The following is a 17,931-nucleotide window of genomic DNA, read 5'->3' on the forward strand; positions in this document are numbered from 1 at the left end:
CGCGGCCGGCCGCTCAGCTCACCAGCTCACGCCCGCCTTCATGGTCGGGCCCGCTCCCGTTGCCGCGCCGCCCGCCCGGCAGCACCTTCGCCAGCCAGTGGGAGCGCCCGGCGGCCAGCGGGCCCAGCACCGCGAGCAGCAGCACGTATCCCGCGATGAAGGGCGAGAGCCGCTCGTCCGGGCCCGCGCCCGCCGCCATCGTGGCGAGGACCAGGGCGAACTCGCCGCGCGCCAGCAGTGTCGTCTCGATGTTCGCCGCGGGGCCCGCCCCGAAGCCGTGAATACGCGCGCCGCCAGCCCCGCCACCGCATTCATCGCCAGCGTCACGGCGACGGCGATCAGGACGGGCCACAGTGCGACCGGCAGGTCACCGGGGTCGATCGAAAGGCCGAAGGCAGTTGATGACGCAACCCCCAAGGGGGTTTTCCCCACGTCGCTTCCGCCAGCAGCCGTCATGGTCCGCGCCTCTCGTCCTCCGTAGGTTCGAGCCGTAGACGAACGCCGGGAATCGCGAGCGGAGAGGGCGGCCACCATGGCACTGCGCAGGAACAGGACCGAGAAGAGCGGCACCGCCGACCCCGGCGGCCAGGCCGGTCCCCGGACCGACGCGGCCGTCGAACTGCGCGACGTACGCCGCCAGTACGGCCGCGGCTCCTCCGCCGTCCACGCCCTGCGCGGCATCAGCCTCACCCTCCCGCGCGGCAGCTTCACCGCCGTCATGGGCCCTTCCGGCTCCGGCAAGTCGACGTTCCTCCAGTGCGCGGCGGGCCTCGACCGCCCCACCACCGGATCGGTACACCTCGGCGGTACCGACATCTCCGGCATGAGCGAGAACAAGCTCACCGCCCTGCGCCGCTCCCGCCTCGGATTCGTCTTCCAGGCGTTCAACCTGCTGCCCGCCCTCACCGTCGAGCAGAACATCCTGCTGCCGGTGCGACTGGCCGGCGGGCGGCCCGACCGCCGCCGCGCCGCCGAAGTCCTCGCCCAGGTCGGCCTCGGCGACAAGGGGGCGCGCCGCCCCGGCGAGCTCTCCGGCGGCCAGCAGCAGCGCGTCGCGATCGCCCGCGCCCTGGTCACCCGCCCCGACGTCGTGTTCGCCGACGAGCCGACCGGCGCCCTCGACACCACGACCACAGCCGAGGTCCTCGCACTTCTGCGCGCCGCCGTGGACCGACTTGGCGCCACCGTCGTGATGGTCACCCACGACCCGGCGGCCGCCGCGTACGCGGACCGCGTCCTCTTCCTCGCCGACGGCGAGATCGCCGACACCCTGCCCCGTGCCTCCGCCGCGCGCATCGCCGCCCGCATGACGTCCCTGACAGCCCCGGCCCACGCGGGAGTTGCCGCCTGATCGAAAACGCCTTGGGCGCGCCCCCGCGCTGGATACGCTCAACTCATGAGCCAGTACTTCGAAGCGGACGGCCGGACGCTGTGGAACCCGGCCACGCGAGTGGCGCGGCTCTTCGTCGCCGCGGCGGGCACGTTCGTGCCGTACCTGGACAGGCGGCCGCACGGCATCGGCCCGGAAACCGCCGACGAGTACGAGATCGACCTGCCGGTGTACGGCGCCTTCGTGAACGCCCTGGTGGACCGGCGCCTGCGCACCAGTCACCCGGTGAGCGGCGCACTGCTCGACGGCTTCCTGCCCACGGCGATCGTCCTCGCCCGGCACGGCGGCATCCGCCTCACCGGCCTGGAAGCGCCGCCCGCGGACCGGCCCTGGGGCGCGTACGCCGCCGGCCGCCTGGAGGAGGCGGCCCGTGACGTCGCCTGGTCGCTCCCCGACTGAGGGGCCGTACACCGTCCGCACCGGCATCCGTAGAGTCGGACCATGCCGAATCTGACCCTGGCCCAGGTGGAGGCCGTCGCCCGGGCCGCACACGCGAAGCAGACCGACAAGGCCGGCCGCCCGTACGCCGAGCACCTCGCCGCCGTCGCCGAGGGCGTCCGTACGCGGGGCGGCTCCGAGGACCAGATCGCCGCCGCCTGGCTGCACGACGCTGTGGAGGACGACGCCCTGCCGGCGGACTGGCTCGCGGCGGCCGAACTGCCGCAGGCCACCAAGGACATGGTGCTCGCGGTGACCAAGCGCCCGGGGGAGGACCTGCGCGCGTACACGCGGCGCATCCTCGCGACACCGGGCGCGCTCCTGGTCAAGGAAGCGGACCTCGCACACAACGCGGACCCCGGCCGTCTCGCCGTACTCGACGAGGCGACCAGGGTCCGGCTCACGCTCAAATACGCGGAGGTACACCGTCTCCTGGGACTGGAACCCGGGCCCGCTGCTCCCTAGGAGGCCTTGGCCAGAGAGCGGCGCTCGCGCTGCCTGGCGTTTTCCACCGGGTCGCGGCGGAACGCCCACTTCATCTCCGGCTCCATCGCCCAGCGGAACATCCGCCGCACGAACGGGGTGCACAGCAGCGTGACCGCGACGGCGATCGCGACGGTCACGAGGATCTCGCCGAGCGGAGTGGCGAGCCACGGGTACGTCTCGAACAGCTCCGCGTAGCTCGCTCCCTTCACCAGGAAGCCGTGCAGCAGGTAACCGCCCAGCGTGCCCGCTCCGAGCACGGTGAACCACATCGTGCGGCCCGGAACCCAGGCCAGGAAGCAGGCCGTCAGGACCAGCGAGCAGCCGAAGAGGGCGAAGGTCATGACGACCCCGGCCCACCACGGAGCGCCGATCTGCTGCGAGGCGCTGCTGTGGTAGAACCACCCGAGCCCGATGCGGGGGGCGGCCCAGTACGCGAAGAGCACCGTGCACAGCACGACGGGAAGGGCCAGCAGCCGGACCTCGCGGCGGCGCACCATCCGGAAGTGCTCCGGCTTCAGCAGCAGACCCAGCACGAAGTACGGCAGGAACTGCAGTACGCGCTGGAGGTTGAGGTCGTCTCCGATGTTGGGGGTCACGGAGGCGAGTACGGCGATGGCGAGCGCGACCGGCAGGGGATGGCGGATGGACTGCCAGAGCGGTGTCGTCAGCCGCCAGACGAACAGGGCGATCAGGAACCAGGTGAGATACCAGGGGTCGAGCAGGCTGATGGACTGGTCGGGGTCGTCGGCCCAGCGCTTGAACAGCGTATAAGCGGTCTCAAAGATCACGTACGGCACGGCGACGCCGGTGATCAGGCGCTGGATCTTCTTGGGGCTCAGGTCGAAGCCGCGCGAGAAGTAGCCGGAGATGATGATGAAGGCCGGCATGTGGAAGCTGTAGACGACCATGTACAGCGCGCGGGTGGCGCGGCTGCCGTCCATCACGGGCTCCCACATGTGCGCCATCGCCACGAAGACGATCGCCAGGTACTTGGCGTTGTCGAAGAACGCGTCGCGCTGCTTCGGTGCGGGGGCGGCGGCCGGGGCGGGGACGGGGGCGGGGACGGTGGTCGCGGCGGTCCGGGCGGGCGGTGTTTCGGGCTCCTGCTCCCGGGCCGGGGGGAGCGGGGCCCTCTGATATCCGTGCGGAGCGTGAAACATCTGAGGCACCCTAGCGTCGCCGGATCGATTTCGTAAAACCTTGTTCTCAGCTCTCTCCAATTGATGCGAGTACCCCGTGGACAGGGAAGTCGACATAGTGATGGCCGTTTATGACGCGGCTCACATCTACACCCCCGTATGGGGTAACTCATCCCGATTAAATGGTGCATACCGCCAGCGGGAGACTCTGGTGATATGTCCTGTTCATTACGTCTTTGTCGGCCACAGGTGTGTGGGCGTCCACGCAATTCGAATTTCCTGCGAACGTGATGTGTGGATAGCGAAACGATCATGCCTATTAACTCGCGTGCGGGGCAGATCAATTCCGCGGCGCGCATGTGCGGCGCCCGCGCCCCGGGGTGTACGCCGGGCCTCCCGACGGCGCGTACCGGTCGCCGACGTTGCGTCACCCGACAACCACCAGTGGTGAGTTGGTGGCACGATGGTGCCTGCGGGAGTGCGCTGGGCCGTGCGCTCCCGGGCCGGCAAGGCGGACCGACCAAGGGTGTGATCAGTTGTGGCCATTTCACTGTCTGTGGTGCTTCTGTTGGCGATCGTCCTGGTGGTGTTGATCCGCGGGGGCTCGATCAAGGCGGGACCGGCGGTGGTGGCCGTGCTGTTCGGCTTCTTCCTCGCGTCCACCGGGATGGCGCCTTCGATCAACCGCTTCCTGAATTCGATAGCGGAGACCATCAACCAGATCAGCTTCTGAGCGGCGGGCGCGGACGGCCGGCGCAGATGGAAGGCACGGCTCCGGAAACGCCACCGGCCCGGCTCGGTGACGTATCACCGAAGCCGGGCCGGAGGCCGTGGAGCGGGCGACGGGAATCGAACCCGCGTAGCTAGTTTGGAAGACTAGGGCTCTACCATTGAGCTACGCCCGCACATACGCACCGCAGGGTCACGTGACCGCGGCACGAAGAGCATCGTAGCGGGTTCCCGGCGGTCGGTGCACACCCGATGCGCCCCTCGTAAAGCGGCGGCCGTACGGTCCGCGGGCATGTACCCTACGTGTCGCACCGACGGGGTGTGGCGCAGCTTGGTAGCGCGTCCGCTTTGGGAGCGGAAGGTCGTCGGTTCGAATCCGGCCACCCCGACCATTCACCAGCACCAGATGCGTGATCCCGCGCGGTCCCGACCAAGATCGCATTGTGGGAGTCTTCCTGCTTGCCGTTACTATGCAGACTCGTGCCCGTGTGTCTGATGTGCCGGGCTCGATCGGCGAAGCCGCCTCCCGCGCGGCCCAGCAGAACCCCAGAAGTCAGCCCCCAAGGAGACCGAACCGTGAAGAGCGCCGTGGAGACCCTGAACCCGACCCGGGTTCGGCTCAGCATTGAGGTGCCCTTCGAGGAGCTCAAGGACAGCCTCGACGCGGCGTACAAGAAGATCAACCAGCAGGTCACGGTGAAGGGCTTCCGTAAGGGCAAGATCCCGAACCGAGTCATCGACCAGCGGTTCGGCCGTGGTGCTGTGCTGGAGGAGGCCGTCAACGACGCCCTTCCGAAGTTCTACACCGAGGCTGTCAACGAGGGTGAGCTGAACGTTCTCGGCCAGCCCGAGGTCGACATCACCGAGCTGAAGGACGGCGAGCTGCTGTCCTTCACCGCCGAGGTCGACATCCGCCCGACGATCGAGATCCCGGACTACTCCGGCATCGAGGTCGAGGTCGACGCGGTCGAGGTCAAGGACGAGGACGTCGACAAGGCCGTGGAGGAGCTGCGCGCGCGCTTCGCCTCCACCAATCCGGTCGAGCGCGCCGCCGCCGACGGTGACGTCGTGACGATCGACCTCGAGGCCAAGGTCGACGGCGAGGTCCTCGAGGACGGCGTGGCCGAGGGTGTCTCGTACACCATCGGTTCCGGCGAACTCCTCGACGGCATCGACGAGGCCGTGACCGGCCTGGAGGCCGGTGGCGAGGCCACCTTCGCCTCCTCGCTCAAGGGCGGCAGCGCCGAGGGCAAGGAGGCCGAGGTCACCGTCAAGGTCACCGCGGTCGCCGCCCGCGAGCTGCCCGAGCTGGACGACGACTTCGCGCAGATGGCCAGCGAGTTCGACACACTTGACGAGCTCAAGGCCGACAGCCGCAAGCGCCTCGAGAACATGAAGCAGTACGACCAGGCCACGCAGGCCCAGGAGCGTGTCCTGGAGAAGCTGCTGGAGCTGGTCGAGGTCCCGATCCCCGAGAAGCTGCTCGAGGACGAGGTCAAGACCCGCAAGCACAACCTGGAGCACCACCAGCTCGGCCAGATGGGCCTGGACATCGAGAAGTACCTCGAGATCCAGGGCAAGACGGCCGAGGAGTTCGACGCCGAGCTGCGCGAGCAGGCGGTCAAGGGCATCAAGACGCAGTTCGTCCTCGACGAGCTCGTCAACAAGGAGAAGCTGAACGTCAACCAGGAGGAGCTCACCGAGCACCTCATGCGGCGCGCGCAGTCCTCCGGCATGAGCCCCGACCAGTTCGCTCAGGCCGTCGTCGAGGGTGGCCAGGTGCCGATGCTCGTCGGCGAGGTCGCCCGCGGCAAGGCGCTCGCTGTCGTCGTCGAGGCCGCCAAGGTCACCGACACGAACGGTGACGCCGTCGAGCTCGAGGACGACGAGGACGAGGCCGCCGAGGCGTCCTCCGAGGCCGAGTCCGCGGACGAGACCGAGGAGAAGCCCGCCGAGGCCTGAGCCTCGACCGCTTCGCTCTGATCTGCTGCGACGGGCCCGGACGCATCACGCGTCCGGGCCCGTCGTCGTACGGAGTTGCGGGCCCCTACCTTGCGCTCCCAGCGAACAGTTCGGGAAGCGGGATGGCGTTGTCCTACCTGCGCGTTAGGGTCCATGAAGAGGAGAGTGGGGAGTCCCCGCCCTCCGGTACGAAGACGCTGAGACGGCCGATGCCGTCAGAGACGAGCAGGTGTATACGTGACGAATCTGATGCCGTACGCCGCGGGTGAGCCGTCCATCGGTGGAGGCCTCGGCGACCAGGTCTACAACCGGCTGCTCGGCGAGCGGATCATCTTCCTCGGCCAGCAGGTCGACGATGACATCGCCAACAAGATCACAGCGCAGTTGCTCCTCCTTGCGGCCGATCCGGACAAGGACATTTACCTCTACATCAACAGCCCCGGCGGCTCGGTGACGGCGGGCATGGCGGTCTACGACACCATGCAGTACATCCCGAACGACGTCGTCACCATCGGCATGGGCCTCGCGGCCTCGATGGGCCAGTTCCTGCTGACCGGTGGCACCGCGGGCAAGCGCTTCGCGCTTCCCAACACCGACATCCTGATGCACCAGGGCTCGGCCGGCCTCGGGGGCACCGCCTCGGACATCAAGATCCAGGCCGAGCAGCTGCTGCGTACGAAGAAGCGCATGGCGGAGATCACCGCCCGGCACTCCGGCCAGACCGTCGAGACGATCATCCGTGACGGTGACCGCGACCGCTGGTACTCGGCGGAGGAAGCCGTGGAGTACGGCCTCATCGACGAGATCATCAGCTCCGCCTCGGGCGTTCCGGGCGGCGGCGGTACCGGGGCCTGATCCCCGCAGCCGAGCCACCCCAGCCCACCGAACGCCACCAGGATGGTGAAAACCCACATGAACGACTTCTCCGCGAGCGGCCTCTACACCGGCCCGCAGGTGGACAACCGCTACATCGTGCCGCGCTTCGTCGAGCGCACCTCGCAGGGCGTGCGTGAGTACGACCCGTACGCGAAGCTCTTCGAGGAGCGCGTGATCTTCCTCGGTGTGCAGATCGACGACGCCTCGGCCAACGACGTCATGGCGCAGCTGCTGTGCCTGGAGTCGATGGACCCGGACCGCGACATCTCGATCTACATCAACAGCCCCGGCGGCTCGTTCACGGCCCTCACGGCCATCTACGACACGATGCAGTTCGTGAAGCCGGACATCCAGACGGTCTGCATGGGCCAGGCGGCCTCCGCCGCCGCCGTCCTGCTCGCCGCCGGCACGCCGGGCAAGCGCATGGCGCTGCCGAACGCGCGCGTGCTGATCCACCAGCCGTCCTCGCAGACGGGCCGCGAGCAGCTCTCCGACCTGGAGATCGCCGCTCAGGAGATCCTCCGGATGCGCTCGCAGCTGGAGGAAATGCTCGCGAAGCACTCCACCACGCCGATCGAGAAGATCCGCGACGACATCGAGCGCGACAAGATCCTGACCGCTGAGGACTCTCTTGCGTACGGTCTGATCGACCAGATCGTGTCCACCCGCAAGAACGCGCCAGTGGGCGCCTGACGCGTGACAGCCCACCCCTTGGCACCGTGCACGTCAATGTGAACCGTGCCAAGGGGGGCCCGAACGGGGGGCCAGGCAAGGTACCGTCGGATATGAGGCACCAGGAGACGCTGAACGTGGCGTCTCCCAGGCGAAGGGGAAGCACCTCGTGGCACGCATCGGTGATGGCGGCGACCTGCTCAAGTGCTCGTTCTGTGGCAAGAGCCAGAAGCAGGTGAAGAAGCTCATCGCAGGACCCGGTGTGTACATCTGCGACGAGTGCATCGACCTCTGCAACGAGATCATCGAGGAGGAGCTCGCAGAGACCTCCGAGGTGCGGTGGGAGGAACTCCCCAAGCCGCGGGAGATCTACGAGTTCCTCGAGGGGTACGTAGTCGGCCAGGAGCCCGCCAAGAAGGCGCTCTCGGTGGCGGTCTACAACCACTACAAGCGCGTGCAGGCCGGCGAGAACGCGGGCAGCGGCTCGGGCCGCGACGACGCGATCGAACTGGCCAAGTCCAACATCCTCCTGCTGGGCCCGACAGGCTCCGGCAAGACGCTGCTGGCGCAGACGCTCGCGCGCATGCTGAACGTCCCGTTCGCGATTGCCGACGCGACGGCGCTGACGGAAGCCGGGTATGTCGGCGAGGACGTCGAGAACATCCTGCTGAAGCTGATCCAGGCGGCCGACTACGACGTCAAGAAGGCCGAGACCGGGATCATCTACATCGACGAGATCGACAAGGTCGCCCGAAAGAGCGAGAACCCGTCGATCACGCGCGACGTATCGGGTGAAGGTGTCCAGCAGGCCCTCCTCAAGATCCTTGAGGGCACGACGGCCTCGGTGCCGCCGCAGGGCGGCCGCAAGCACCCGCACCAGGAATTCATCCAGATCGACACGACGAACGTGCTCTTCATCGTGGGCGGCGCGTTCGCCGGCCTCGAGAAGATCATCGAGTCGCGTGCGGGCGCGAAGGGCATCGGCTTCGGTGCGACGATCCGCTCGAAGCGGGAGATCGAGGCGAGCGACCAGTTCCAGGAGGTCATGCCGGAGGACCTGGTGAAGTTCGGGATGATCCCGGAGTTCATCGGCCGTCTCCCCGTCCTGACCTCGGTCCACAACCTGGACCGCGAGGCGCTCCTCCAGATCCTGGTCGAGCCGCGCAACGCGCTGGTGAAGCAGTACGAGCGACTCTTCGAACTCGACGGCGTGGAGCTGGAGTTCGAGCGCGAGGCGCTGGAAGCGATCGCGGACCAGGCGATCCTCCGCCAGACGGGCGCGCGCGGTCTGCGCGCCATCATGGAGGAGGTCCTGATGTCGGTGATGTACGAGGTCCCGTCCCGCAAGGACGTGGCCCGGGTCGTCATCACGGCGGACGTGGTCCACAACAACGTGAACCCGACACTGGTCCCGCGCGAGCCGCGCATCATCAAGAACGACGGCCGCCACGAGAAGTCCGCGTAGCGGTCCGGTACGTACGCCGAAGGGGCGCCCCGCCAGTCCAACTGGCCGGGCGCCCCTTCGCTTTGGTGCGTGCTGTGCAGGCTACGCCTTGGCGCGGGACGTGTTGTAGAGCTTGGCGGTCAGGGCCGCGAGCTCTTCCTGGGACGCGCCCTTTCCGCCGACGGCGAGCGAGGCGATGTCGAGGAGGTTCCCACCGCCCAGGGTTCCGTAGTCGGCCCAGGCGCAGGCCGGGAACTCCATCTCCTTGGGCCCCTTGGCGAGGCTGCCGTCGCCGTTCGGGTTCGTGATCTTGAAGTTCTGGCACTTCATGAGGGCGCCCTCGAAGCCTTCGGGCTCAACCGACTCGGCGCTTCCGGCGGCCTGGATCTGCACACCCGCGCCCATGCCTTCGCCCTTCGCGACGCTCGCAAGGTAGTTGTCGAGGGCCTGCTCCGGGTCGGCGATCTCTCCCCAGAGGCCGAAGAAGGACAACTGGCGGCCCTTCAGGGGGTCGTCACCGGTCTTGTACGCGGCATTCGTCGACTGGGGGCCCTTGACCCCGATGGCCTCGATCCTCGCCTTCTCCTTCTCGGGCAAGGTGGACGGGCTGCCGCTTCCCGGGGCCTTGTTGAACTCACCCACGACTGCCGGGGGAACGATCTTGTACCCCTTGGTGTCGTCGGCGACGTCGCCGTTGCCGCCCCCGCCCTGCGTCAGGAAGTACACGCCGCCCGCGATGACAGCCAGCACCACGACCAGCACGCCCACGATCAGGCCGGTCTTCTTCTTCGGCGCGCCCGGCGGGGGCGGGACCATGCCGCCCGGGTACTGGGGCTGCTGCCCGTAGGGGCCCGGGTGCTGGGGCTGGCCGTACGGAGGCTGCTGGCCGTACGGGGGCTGCTGCTGGCCTTGCTGCGGGTAGCCGTAACCCTGGGGCGGCGGGGCCTGCTGGGGGTAGCCGTAGCCGGGCTGGCCCTGCGGGGGCTGCTGGCCGTACGGGTTCGGCTGGCCTTGCGGCGGCTGCTGGCCGTAAGGACCGGGCTGCTGCCCGCCGTACGGACCCGGCTGGTTGTAGCTCATGGACTGGGTTCCCCTCCAGATACTTATGCGTTACGAACATCCTGGCGGAACCACCGGCATCCCGGGTCGGCGGGGCCCTCACCGTTACCAAGAATCCGGTTTCGGTACGGGGCTGTGACGCCCGTAAACTGAGCCCGTGACCGAGAACTCTCAGCAGCAGCCAGCAGCCCCCGCCCCCGAACTGCCGACCCAGTACGCGCCGGCCGAGGTAGAGGGGAAGCTGTACGAGCGCTGGGTAGAACGCGGTTACTTCGAAGCGGACGAGAAGAGCGGCAAGGAGCCGTACACCATCGTCATCCCGCCGCCGAACGTCACGGGATCGCTCCACCTCGGGCACGCCTTCGAGCACACGCTGATCGACGCCCTCACCCGCCGCAAGCGCATGCAGGGTTACGAGACCCTGTGGCAGCCGGGCATGGACCACGCCGGCATCGCCACCCAGAACGTCGTCGAGCGCGAGCTCGCCAAGGAGGGCAAGTCCCGCCACGACCTGGGGCGCGAGGCGTTCGTCGAGCGCGTCTGGCAGTGGAAGGCCGAGTCCGGCGGCCAGATCTCGGGGCAGATGAAGCGCCTCGGTGACGGTGTCGCGTGGTCGCGCGAGCGGTTCACCATGGACGAGGGGCTGTCCAGGGCCGTCCAGACGATCTTCAAGAAGCTGTACGACGACGAGCTGATCTACCGCGCCGAGCGCATCATCAACTGGTGCCCGCGCTGTCTGACGGCCATCTCCGACATCGAGGTCGAGTACCAGGACGACGACGGCGAGCTCGTCTCCATCCGGTACGGCTCCGGGGACGCCGAGATCGTCGTCGCGACGACCCGCGCCGAGACGATGCTCGGTGACACGGCCGTCGCCGTCCACCCCGACGACGAGCGGTACGCGCACCTCGTCGGCACCGAGATCGAGCTGCCGCTCACCGGCCGCCGCATCCCGGTCGTCGCCGATGAGCACGTCGACCCCGCTTTCGGCACGGGCGCCGTCAAGGTGACGCCCGCCCACGACCCGAACGACTTCGAGATCGGCCAGCGCCACAACCTGCCGAACCTCGCCGTCATGGACGAGCGTGCGGTCATCACCGCCCACGGCCCCTTCCAGGGCCTCGACCGGCTGGAGGCCCGCAGCGCCATCGTCGCCGCCCTGCGTGCCGAGGGCCGGATCGTCGCCGAGAAGCGTCCGTACGTCCACTCCGTCGGGCACTGCTCGCGCTGCAAGACGACCATCGAGCCGCGCCTGTCCCTCCAGTGGTGGGTCAAGGTCGGCCCGCTGGCCAAGGAGGCCGGCGACGCGGTCCGCGACGGGCGGGTCAAGATCCACCCGAAGGAGATGGAGCCCCGCTACTTCGGCTGGGTCGACAACCTCCACGACTGGTGCATCTCGCGTCAGCTGTGGTGGGGTCACCGGATCCCCGTCTGGTACGGCCCGAACGGCGAGGTCGTCTGCGTCGGACCCGACGACGAGGCGCCGACCGGGGACGGCTGGCACCAGGACACCGACGTCCTGGACACCTGGTTCTCCTCCGGTCTGTGGCCGTTCTCCACGCTCGGCTGGCCCGAACAGACCCCGAGCGTCGAGAAGTTCTACCCGAACTCGGTCCTGGTCACGGGCTACGACATCCTCTTCTTCTGGGTCGCCCGGATGATGATGTTCGGCATCTACGCGATGGACGGCACCCCGCCGTTCCACACCATCGCCCTGCACGGCATGGTCCGCGACCAGTTCGGCAAGAAGATGTCGAAGTCCTTCGGCAACGCGGTCAACCCGCTGGACTGGATGGACGAGTACGGCTCCGACGCGGTCCGCTTCACCCTGGCGCGCGGCGCCAACCCGGGCGTCGACGTCCCGATCGGCGAGGACTGGGTCCAGGGCTCCCGCAACTTCGCCAACAAGATCTGGAACGCCACCCGTTTCGCGCTGATGAACGGCGCGACGGTCGAAGGTGAACTGCCCCCGGCCGAGCAGATGTCGGCGACCGACCGGTGGATCCTGTCGCGACTGAACGCCACCGTGGCCGAGGTCGACGCGTACTACGAGGACTACCAGTTCGCGAAGCTCTCGGACTCGCTCTTCCACTTCGCGTGGGACGAGGTCTTCGACTGGTACGTCGAGCTGTCCAAGACCACCTTCTTCGCGGGCGGCGAGCCGGCCAAGGTCTCCGCCCGTGTCCTGGGCGAGGTCCTCGACGTCATGCTGCGCCTGCTCCACCCGGTCGTCCCCTTCGTCACCGAGACGCTGTGGACCACGCTCACCGGCAAGGAGTCGCTCGTCATCGCGGACTGGCCCAACGACTCGGGCTTCCGCGACGCCGAGGCGGAGAAGGAGATCGGGTTCGTCCAGCAGGTCGTCACCGAGGTCCGCCGGTTCCGCTCCGATCAGGGCCTCCAGTCCGGCCAGAAGGTCCCCGCCCGGCTGGCCCTGGACGGGACGGCGCTGGCGCCGCACGAGGCGGCCATCCGCCAGGTGCTGCGCCTCCAGCCGGCCGGTGACGACTTCCACGCCACCGCGTCCCTGCCGGTCGCGGGCGCCAGGGTCGAGCTCGACCTGTCGGGCACGATCGACGTCGAGGCGGAGCGCAAGCGCCTGGCGAAGGACCTCGCGGCCGCAGAGAAGGAGAAGGCCCAGGCGAACGGCAAGCTCGGGAACGAGGCGTTCCTGGCCAAGGCCCCGGACAACGTCGTCGACAAGATCCGCGGGCGGCTCTCCAAGGCCGAGGCCGACATCGAGCGCATCACCGCGCAGCTCGGAGCCCTGCCGGAGAAGTAGGGACTGGTACGACGTCCGAGGAGGGCCCCCGCGCGAGCCGCGCGGGGGCCCTCCTCGTACGTACGGGACAGGCGCCCGCTGCTACCAGTCGGCCAGGAACTCCTCCAGCGCGTCGAAGTTCTCGACGCACTTGCCCGCTCCCAGCGCCACGCAGTCCAGCGGGTCGTCCGCCACGAACACCGGTATCCCGGCGCCCGCCGCGATCCGCAGGTCCAGACCCGGCAGCAGCGCCCCGCCGCCCGTGAGCACGATGCCGTGCTCCATCACGTCGTCGGCCAGCTCCGGCGGGCACTCCTCCAGCGTCGACTTCACGGCGGACACCATCGCTTCGCACGACTCGTCGAGCGCCGCCCGCACCTCGGCCGCGCTCAGCTCCAGGGTGTGCGGCAGCCCCCCGGGGGCCTTCTCCCGCCCGCCCACGGGGAACGTGCGGTGTTCCAGGTCCGGGTCGTCCGGCACCGGCCATGCCGAGCCGATGGCGAGCTTCACGGCCTCGGCCGTCCGCTCCCCTATGAGCAGCCCGTGCTCCTTGCGCACATGGTCGGCGATCGCCGCGTCCAGCCGGTCGCCGCCCACACGCAGCGACCACGCCGCGACGATGCCGCCCAGTGAGATCACGGCGACCTCGGTGGTGCCGCCACCGACGTCGACCACCATCGAACCGTGCGCCTTGGACACCGGCAGCCCGGCGCCCATCGCCGCGGCCATCGGCTCGTCGACCAGATGCACCGTGCCGGCACCCACGCGCTCGGCCGCCTGGACGAGCGCGCGCTGCTCGACCGGAGTAATTCCGCTCGGTACGCACAGGACCATTCGGGTGCGGGGCTTGCGGCCGGGCACGGCCTTGCGCACGAAGTGCCGGATCATTTCCTCGGCGGCCGCGTAGTCACTGATCACGCCGCCCTTGAGCGGGCGGATCGCCGTGATCGAACCCGGCGTCCGGCCGATGGTGTCCCTGGCCTCGCGGCCGACCGCGAGGGCCGTGCCGGACCTGGCCTGCACTGCCACCACGGAAGGCTCGTTGAGGACGATGCCTTTGCCCCGGGCGTAGACGATGGTGTTCGCCGTTCCCAGGTCTATACCGATGTCCTTGGCCGTGTCACCCATCTGGAGAAACCTCCGATCGCGGTTTCCCCAGGCTGGCACGACATCGCCGGATCCGCCGCCGCAGAGCGTCCGAAGGGCGGCTCGCAGGTCCTGGCGGGGCGCTGTCTCCGGTGCTCCGTAGACTGGTCCCGTGAGCCAGCTCCCCCCGCACGATGACAGCGACACCCCCGATGCCTTCGAAGAGATCGTCGAGGCCGAGACCGGCCGCGACCCGGACCTGGCGGTGATCGAGGCAGGCAGCCGCACCCTGCGCACCCAAGGCACCCCGCGCCAGGGCGACGACGCCGCCGGGCGCCCGCAGGACCCGGAGGTGGACAAGGCGCTGCGTGCCGTCGAGCAGGAGCTCCTGGGCCGCTGGCCGGAGACCAAGCTCGACCCGTCGCTGGTCCGGATGGCCGCGCTGATGGACGTCCTGGGCGAGCCCCAGCGCGCGTACCCCTCGGTCCACATCACCGGGACCAACGGCAAGACCAGTACGGCCCGCATGATCGAGGCCCTGTTCGGCGCCTTCGAGCTGCGCACCGGGCGGTACACCAGCCCGCACGTGCAGTCGATCACCGAGCGCATCAGCCTCGACGGCTCCCCGATCGACCCCGAGCGCTTCATCGAGACGTACAAGGACATCCAGCCGTACGTCGAGATGACCGACGGCATGCAGGAGCACCGCCTGTCGTTCTTCGAGACGCTGACGGGCATGGCGTACGCCGCGTTCGCCGACGCGCCCGTCGATGTGGCGGTCGTCGAGGTCGGCATGGGCGGCAGCTGGGACGCGACGAACGTGATCGACGCGTCCGTCGCCGTCGTCACGCCCATCGACCTGGACCACACCGACCGGCTCGGCGCCACGCCCGGTGAGATCGCGGTCGAGAAGGCCGGGATCATCAAGCAGGGCGCCACGGTCATCCTGGCCCAGCAGCCGGTCGACGCGGCGCAGGTGATGCTGAAGAAGGCCGTCGAGGTCGACGCCACGGTGGCCCGTGAGGGCATGGAGTTCGGTGTCGTCTCCCGCGAGGTCGCGGTCGGCGGCCAGCTCATCACCCTGCGCGGACTCGGCGGCGAGTACGAGGAGATCTTCCTTCCGCTGCACGGCGCGCACCAGGCACACAACGCGGCGGTGGCCCTGGCGGCCGTGGAGGCGTTCTTCGGGATCGGCGCGGAGCACGCGCGCACGCTGGACAACGAAACGGTCCGCAAGGCGTTCGCCTCGGTCACCTCGCCGGGCCGCCTGGAGGTCGTACGCCGCAGCCCCACCGTCGTGCTGGACGCGGCGCACAACCCGGCGGGCGCGCGGGCGGCGGCGGAGGCCGTCACCGAGGCGTTCAGCTTCAGCCGGCTGATCGGGGTCGTGGGGACGAGCGGCGACAAGGATGTGCGGGGCGTGCTCGAAGCCTTCGAGCCGGTCTTCGCCGAGGTGGTCGTCACCCGTAACTCCACATCCCGCGCGATGGACGTCGACGAGTTGGCGGCCATCGCCGTCGAGGTCTTCGGCGACGACCGGGTCCAGGTCGAGCCGCGTCTCGACGACGCGCTGGAGGCCGCCATCACGCTCGCCGAGGAAGAGGGCGAGTTCGCGGGCGGTGGCGTCCTGGTGACCGGTTCCGTGATCACGGTCGGCGAGGCCCGGCTGCTTCTGGGGAGGGGCTGAATCCCGTGCGTGTGCTCTGTGCGTCCACTCTGATCAGTGAGTTCTTCGTGGTGGCCTTCGCCGGCCTCGTCGCGATGAAGTCCGACGACCTGTCGACGACCGCGGTCTGGACGGTGTGCGGCATCGCGATGCTGCTGTCCGTGCTGCTCTGCGGGATGCTCGGCCGTCCGGGTGGTGTGCAGCTCGGCTGGGCGCTCCAGATCGGGCTGATCGCGAGCGGTTTCGTGGTCCCGGCGATGTTCTTCCTCGGCGTGGTCTTCGCGGGCCTGTGGTGGGCGTCGATCCACTACGGCCGCAAGATCGACGAGGCCAAGGCGCGCTGGGCGGCGCAGGCGGAGGCGCAGGAGACGCAGGCCCCGGCGCAGTAGGGGCCGCTGTCGTCAGTGCCGGGTGCGGTCCCTGCGGCGTGTCCTTGTAGCCTCAGGGCATTGCATCCGCTATGCCCGCAAGGAGCCGTACATGACTCAGCGCACTCTCGTCCTTCTCAAGCCGGACGCGGTCCGGCGTGGGCTGATCGGCGAGGTCGTCGGCCGCATCGAGCGCAAGGCCGGCTGGAAGATCACCGCGCTGGAGATGCGCAGCCTCGACCACGAGACGCTGGAGCAGCACTACGGCGAGCACAAGGGCCGCCCCTTCTACGAGCCGCTGGTCGAGTTCATGTCCTCCGGTCCGGTCGTCGCGCTGGTGGTCGAAGGCGAGCGCGTCATCGAGGGTGTACGCCAGTTGGCGGGTCCGACTGACCCGATCGCGGCAGCTCCTGGCTCCATCCGTGGCGACTTCGGGACCATCGTCCGGGAGAATCTCATCCACGCCTCGGACTCCGAGGGGTCCGCAGAGCGAGAGCTGAAGCTTTTTTTCCCCGGCATTTCCTGACATAACGTCAGCCAAATAGAGGTCATGGCCTGGGGCGACCGAAGTAATTCGGCCGCCCCCCGGCATATGCGGGACGATGCGGGGAACGCATCCCTCCGACACGACGTCACCATTACTGGGACGGGTACGTGTTCCACTCACAATGGCGAAGGACCCTCGCGCCGCTTCCGTGCAGGCGGCACTACGATGGAAACCTCCACGCCCGCACCACCCACTTCGCCGTCCTAAAAGCCAACCGCTCCACTTGGGAAGGCCCGACGCATCCTCATGGGGAACAAGGGGAACTCAATGTCGTTCATCGGCCGTGACATGGCTGTCGACCTCGGGACCGCCAACACGCTGGTGTACGTCAGGGGTAAAGGCATCGTGCTCAACGAGCCCTCCGTCGTCGCCATCAACACCAACACGGGCGGCATCCTCGCCGTTGGTTCCGAGGCGAAGAAGATGATCGGCCGGACGCCGGGCAACATCGTTGCCGTCCGGCCGCTGAAGGACGGCGTCATCGCCGACTTCGAGATCACCGAGCGGATGCTCCGCTACTTCATCCTGAAGATCCACAAGCGCCGTTACCTGGCTCGCCCCCGGGTCGTCGTCTGTGTGCCCTCCGGCATCACCGGCGTCGAGCGACGTGCCGTCATCGAGGCGTCCACACAGGCCGGCGCACGCCAGGTGCACATCATCGAGGAGCCCATGGCCGCGGCCATCGGCTCGGGCCTGCCCGTCCACGAGGCCACTGGCAACATGGTCGTGGACATCGGTGGCGGCACCACCGAGGTCGCCGTCATCTCGCTCGGAGGAATCGTCACGGCACAGTCGATCCGGGTCGCCGGCGACGAGCTGGACAGCTCGATCATCCAGCACATCAAGAAGGAGTACTCCCTCCTGCTCGGTGAGCGCACCGCCGAACAGATCAAGATCACGATCGGCTCGGCGTTCGACCTCGAGAAGGACGAGCACACCGAGATCCGCGGCCGTGACCTCGTCTCCGGGCTGCCGAAGACCGTCGTCATCTCGGCGGCCGAGGTCCGCAAGGCCATCGAGGAGCCGGTCAACGCCATCGTCGACGCCGTGAAGACGACGCTCGACAAGTGCCCGCCCGAGCTCTCCGGTGACGTCATGGACCGCGGCATCGTCCTCACCGGTGGCGGCGCCCTGCTGCGCGGTCTCGACGAGCGCCTGCGCCGGGAGACCGGCATGCCCATCCACATCGCCGAGGACCCGCTCGACTCCGTCGCGCTCGGAGCGGGCAAGTGCGTCGAGGAGTTCGAGGCACTCCAGCAGGTACTGGACGCCCAGCCCCGCAGATGAGCCGACCTGACGAATCCGCCG

General features: G+C 68.7%; 16 protein-coding genes, 2 tRNA genes and 1 pseudogene. 14 read left to right on the forward strand and 5 right to left on the reverse strand.

All coding sequences use genetic code 11. The annotated features are described in order from the left end of the window. Positions 1–13: 13 nt before the first annotated feature. Positions 14–396, reverse strand: a pseudogene (locus ACWIHY_RS17690) (cation:proton antiporter domain-containing protein); the annotation flags it as partial. Positions 397–532: 136 nt separating this feature from the next. On the opposite strand from ACWIHY_RS17690, the gene ACWIHY_RS17695 reads away from it, so the two are divergent. From ACWIHY_RS17695 to ACWIHY_RS17705, 3 genes are read left to right on the forward strand one after another with little or no spacing between them, the layout of a single operon-like run. Beyond that, a complete protein-coding gene (locus ACWIHY_RS17695) occupies positions 533–1,351 on the forward strand; it encodes an ABC transporter ATP-binding protein (RefSeq protein WP_454376559.1) in 819 nt (272 codons plus the stop codon). Positions 1,352–1,396: 45 nt separating this feature from the next. Continuing rightward, the gene (locus tag ACWIHY_RS17700; protein ID WP_454376560.1) at positions 1,397–1,789 is read left to right on the forward strand and encodes a DUF6086 family protein; all 393 of its coding nucleotides are present in this window, start codon (positions 1,397–1,399) and stop codon (positions 1,787–1,789) included. A gap of 42 nt (positions 1,790–1,831) precedes the next feature. After that, a complete protein-coding gene (locus ACWIHY_RS17705) occupies positions 1,832–2,293 on the forward strand; it encodes an HD domain-containing protein (protein WP_454376561.1) in 462 nt (153 codons plus the stop codon). Here ACWIHY_RS17705 and ACWIHY_RS17710 read toward each other — a convergent pair. Further along, positions 2,290–3,474 carry an acyltransferase family protein gene (locus ACWIHY_RS17710; protein WP_454376562.1) on the reverse strand — a complete coding sequence of 395 codons (1,185 nt, stop codon included), beginning with the start codon at positions 3,472–3,474 and terminating at the stop codon, positions 2,290–2,292. The genes ACWIHY_RS17705 and ACWIHY_RS17710 overlap by 4 nt on opposite strands. Before the next feature lie 517 nt (positions 3,475–3,991). Here ACWIHY_RS17710 and ACWIHY_RS17715 point away from each other — a divergent pair. Further along, on the forward strand, positions 3,992–4,186 hold the full coding sequence (locus ACWIHY_RS17715; protein ID WP_037649254.1) for a hypothetical protein: 195 nt from the start codon (positions 3,992–3,994) through the stop codon (positions 4,184–4,186). Between the two features lie 98 nt (positions 4,187–4,284). Here the strand turns inward: ACWIHY_RS17715 and ACWIHY_RS17720 are convergent. Then, positions 4,285–4,358, reverse strand: a tRNA-Gly gene (locus ACWIHY_RS17720). A 139-nt stretch (positions 4,359–4,497) separates the two neighbouring features. On the opposite strand from ACWIHY_RS17720, the gene ACWIHY_RS17725 reads away from it, so the two are divergent. From ACWIHY_RS17725 to clpX, 5 genes are all read left to right on the forward strand, one after another. Then, a tRNA-Pro gene (locus ACWIHY_RS17725) sits at positions 4,498–4,574 on the forward strand. A 184-nt stretch (positions 4,575–4,758) separates the two neighbouring features. After that, entirely contained in the window at positions 4,759–6,144 is a 1,386-nt protein-coding gene (gene tig, locus ACWIHY_RS17730; RefSeq protein WP_454376563.1) for a trigger factor, read from the forward strand. 249 nt (positions 6,145–6,393) lie between these two features. Then, complete coding sequence (locus tag ACWIHY_RS17735; RefSeq protein WP_138894507.1) at positions 6,394–6,999, forward strand: ATP-dependent Clp protease proteolytic subunit; 606 nt, start codon at positions 6,394–6,396, stop codon at positions 6,997–6,999. A gap of 42 nt (positions 7,000–7,041) precedes the next feature. Further along, on the forward strand, positions 7,042–7,713 hold the full coding sequence (locus ACWIHY_RS17740; RefSeq protein WP_285439341.1) for an ATP-dependent Clp protease proteolytic subunit: 672 nt from the start codon (positions 7,042–7,044) through the stop codon (positions 7,711–7,713). A gap of 148 nt (positions 7,714–7,861) precedes the next feature. Further along, positions 7,862–9,157 (forward strand): ATP-dependent Clp protease ATP-binding subunit ClpX, encoded by a 1,296-nt coding sequence (clpX, locus tag ACWIHY_RS17745; protein WP_069928765.1) that lies wholly within the window; start codon positions 7,862–7,864, stop codon positions 9,155–9,157. 81 nt (positions 9,158–9,238) lie between these two features. Here clpX and ACWIHY_RS17750 read toward each other — a convergent pair whose 3' ends face one another. Next, the gene (locus ACWIHY_RS17750) at positions 9,239–10,216 is read right to left on the reverse strand and encodes a hypothetical protein (RefSeq protein ID WP_454376564.1); all 978 of its coding nucleotides are present in this window, start codon (positions 10,214–10,216) and stop codon (positions 9,239–9,241) included. Positions 10,217–10,352: 136 nt separating this feature from the next. Here ACWIHY_RS17750 and ACWIHY_RS17755 point away from each other — a divergent pair, with 136 nt between their 5' ends. Next, positions 10,353–12,977, forward strand: a complete 2,625-nt coding sequence (locus tag ACWIHY_RS17755; RefSeq protein ID WP_454376565.1) for a valine--tRNA ligase — start codon at positions 10,353–10,355, stop codon at positions 12,975–12,977. A gap of 81 nt (positions 12,978–13,058) precedes the next feature. On the opposite strand, the gene mreB is transcribed toward ACWIHY_RS17755, so the two are convergent. Then, positions 13,059–14,084 (reverse strand): rod shape-determining protein MreB, encoded by a 1,026-nt coding sequence (mreB, locus tag ACWIHY_RS17760; protein ID WP_454376566.1) that lies wholly within the window; start codon positions 14,082–14,084, stop codon positions 13,059–13,061. A 130-nt stretch (positions 14,085–14,214) separates the two neighbouring features. Between mreB and folC the strand changes: the two genes are divergently transcribed. The 4 genes from folC (at position 14,215) to ACWIHY_RS17780 (ending at position 17,910) form a co-directional block, all read left to right on the forward strand. Then, on the forward strand, positions 14,215–15,729 hold the full coding sequence (folC, locus tag ACWIHY_RS17765; protein WP_454376567.1) for a bifunctional tetrahydrofolate synthase/dihydrofolate synthase: 1,515 nt from the start codon (positions 14,215–14,217) through the stop codon (positions 15,727–15,729). A 5-nt stretch (positions 15,730–15,734) separates the two neighbouring features. After that, on the forward strand, positions 15,735–16,097 hold the full coding sequence (locus ACWIHY_RS17770) for a DUF4233 domain-containing protein (RefSeq protein ID WP_454376568.1): 363 nt from the start codon (positions 15,735–15,737) through the stop codon (positions 16,095–16,097). A 91-nt stretch (positions 16,098–16,188) separates the two neighbouring features. After that, the gene (gene ndk, locus ACWIHY_RS17775) at positions 16,189–16,602 is read left to right on the forward strand and encodes a nucleoside-diphosphate kinase (RefSeq protein ID WP_454376569.1); all 414 of its coding nucleotides are present in this window, start codon (positions 16,189–16,191) and stop codon (positions 16,600–16,602) included. Positions 16,603–16,890: 288 nt separating this feature from the next. Next, on the forward strand, positions 16,891–17,910 hold the full coding sequence (locus ACWIHY_RS17780; RefSeq protein WP_093800865.1) for a rod shape-determining protein: 1,020 nt from the start codon (positions 16,891–16,893) through the stop codon (positions 17,908–17,910). The last annotated feature ends 21 nt before the right edge of the window (positions 17,911–17,931 follow it).

The sequence above is a fragment of the Streptomyces sp. NPDC055287 genome, from assembly GCF_053646035.1.

What these genes read in the sequence shown, in the direction of transcription:
- ACWIHY_RS17780 (WP_093800865.1), top strand. Translation starts at nt 16,891, where the DNA reads ATGTCGTTCATCGGCCGTGACATGGCTGTCGACCTCGGGACCGCCAAC.
- ACWIHY_RS17735 (WP_138894507.1), top strand. Translation starts at nt 6,394, where the DNA reads ATGCCGTACGCCGCGGGTGAGCCGTCCATCGGTGGAGGCCTCGGCGAC.
- ACWIHY_RS17750 (WP_454376564.1), bottom strand. Translation starts at nt 10,216, where the DNA reads ATGAGCTACAACCAGCCGGGTCCGTACGGCGGGCAGCAGCCCGGTCCT.
- ACWIHY_RS17710 (WP_454376562.1), bottom strand. Translation starts at nt 3,474, where the DNA reads ATGTTTCACGCTCCGCACGGATATCAGAGGGCCCCGCTCCCCCCGGCC.
- ndk (WP_454376569.1), top strand. Translation starts at nt 16,189, where the DNA reads ATGACTCAGCGCACTCTCGTCCTTCTCAAGCCGGACGCGGTCCGGCGT.
- ACWIHY_RS17700 (WP_454376560.1), top strand. Translation starts at nt 1,397, where the DNA reads ATGAGCCAGTACTTCGAAGCGGACGGCCGGACGCTGTGGAACCCGGCC.
- ACWIHY_RS17695 (WP_454376559.1), top strand. Translation starts at nt 533, where the DNA reads ATGGCACTGCGCAGGAACAGGACCGAGAAGAGCGGCACCGCCGACCCC.
- ACWIHY_RS17705 (WP_454376561.1), top strand. Translation starts at nt 1,832, where the DNA reads ATGCCGAATCTGACCCTGGCCCAGGTGGAGGCCGTCGCCCGGGCCGCA.
- mreB (WP_454376566.1), bottom strand. Translation starts at nt 14,084, where the DNA reads ATGGGTGACACGGCCAAGGACATCGGTATAGACCTGGGAACGGCGAAC.
- ACWIHY_RS17740 (WP_285439341.1), top strand. Translation starts at nt 7,042, where the DNA reads ATGGTGAAAACCCACATGAACGACTTCTCCGCGAGCGGCCTCTACACC.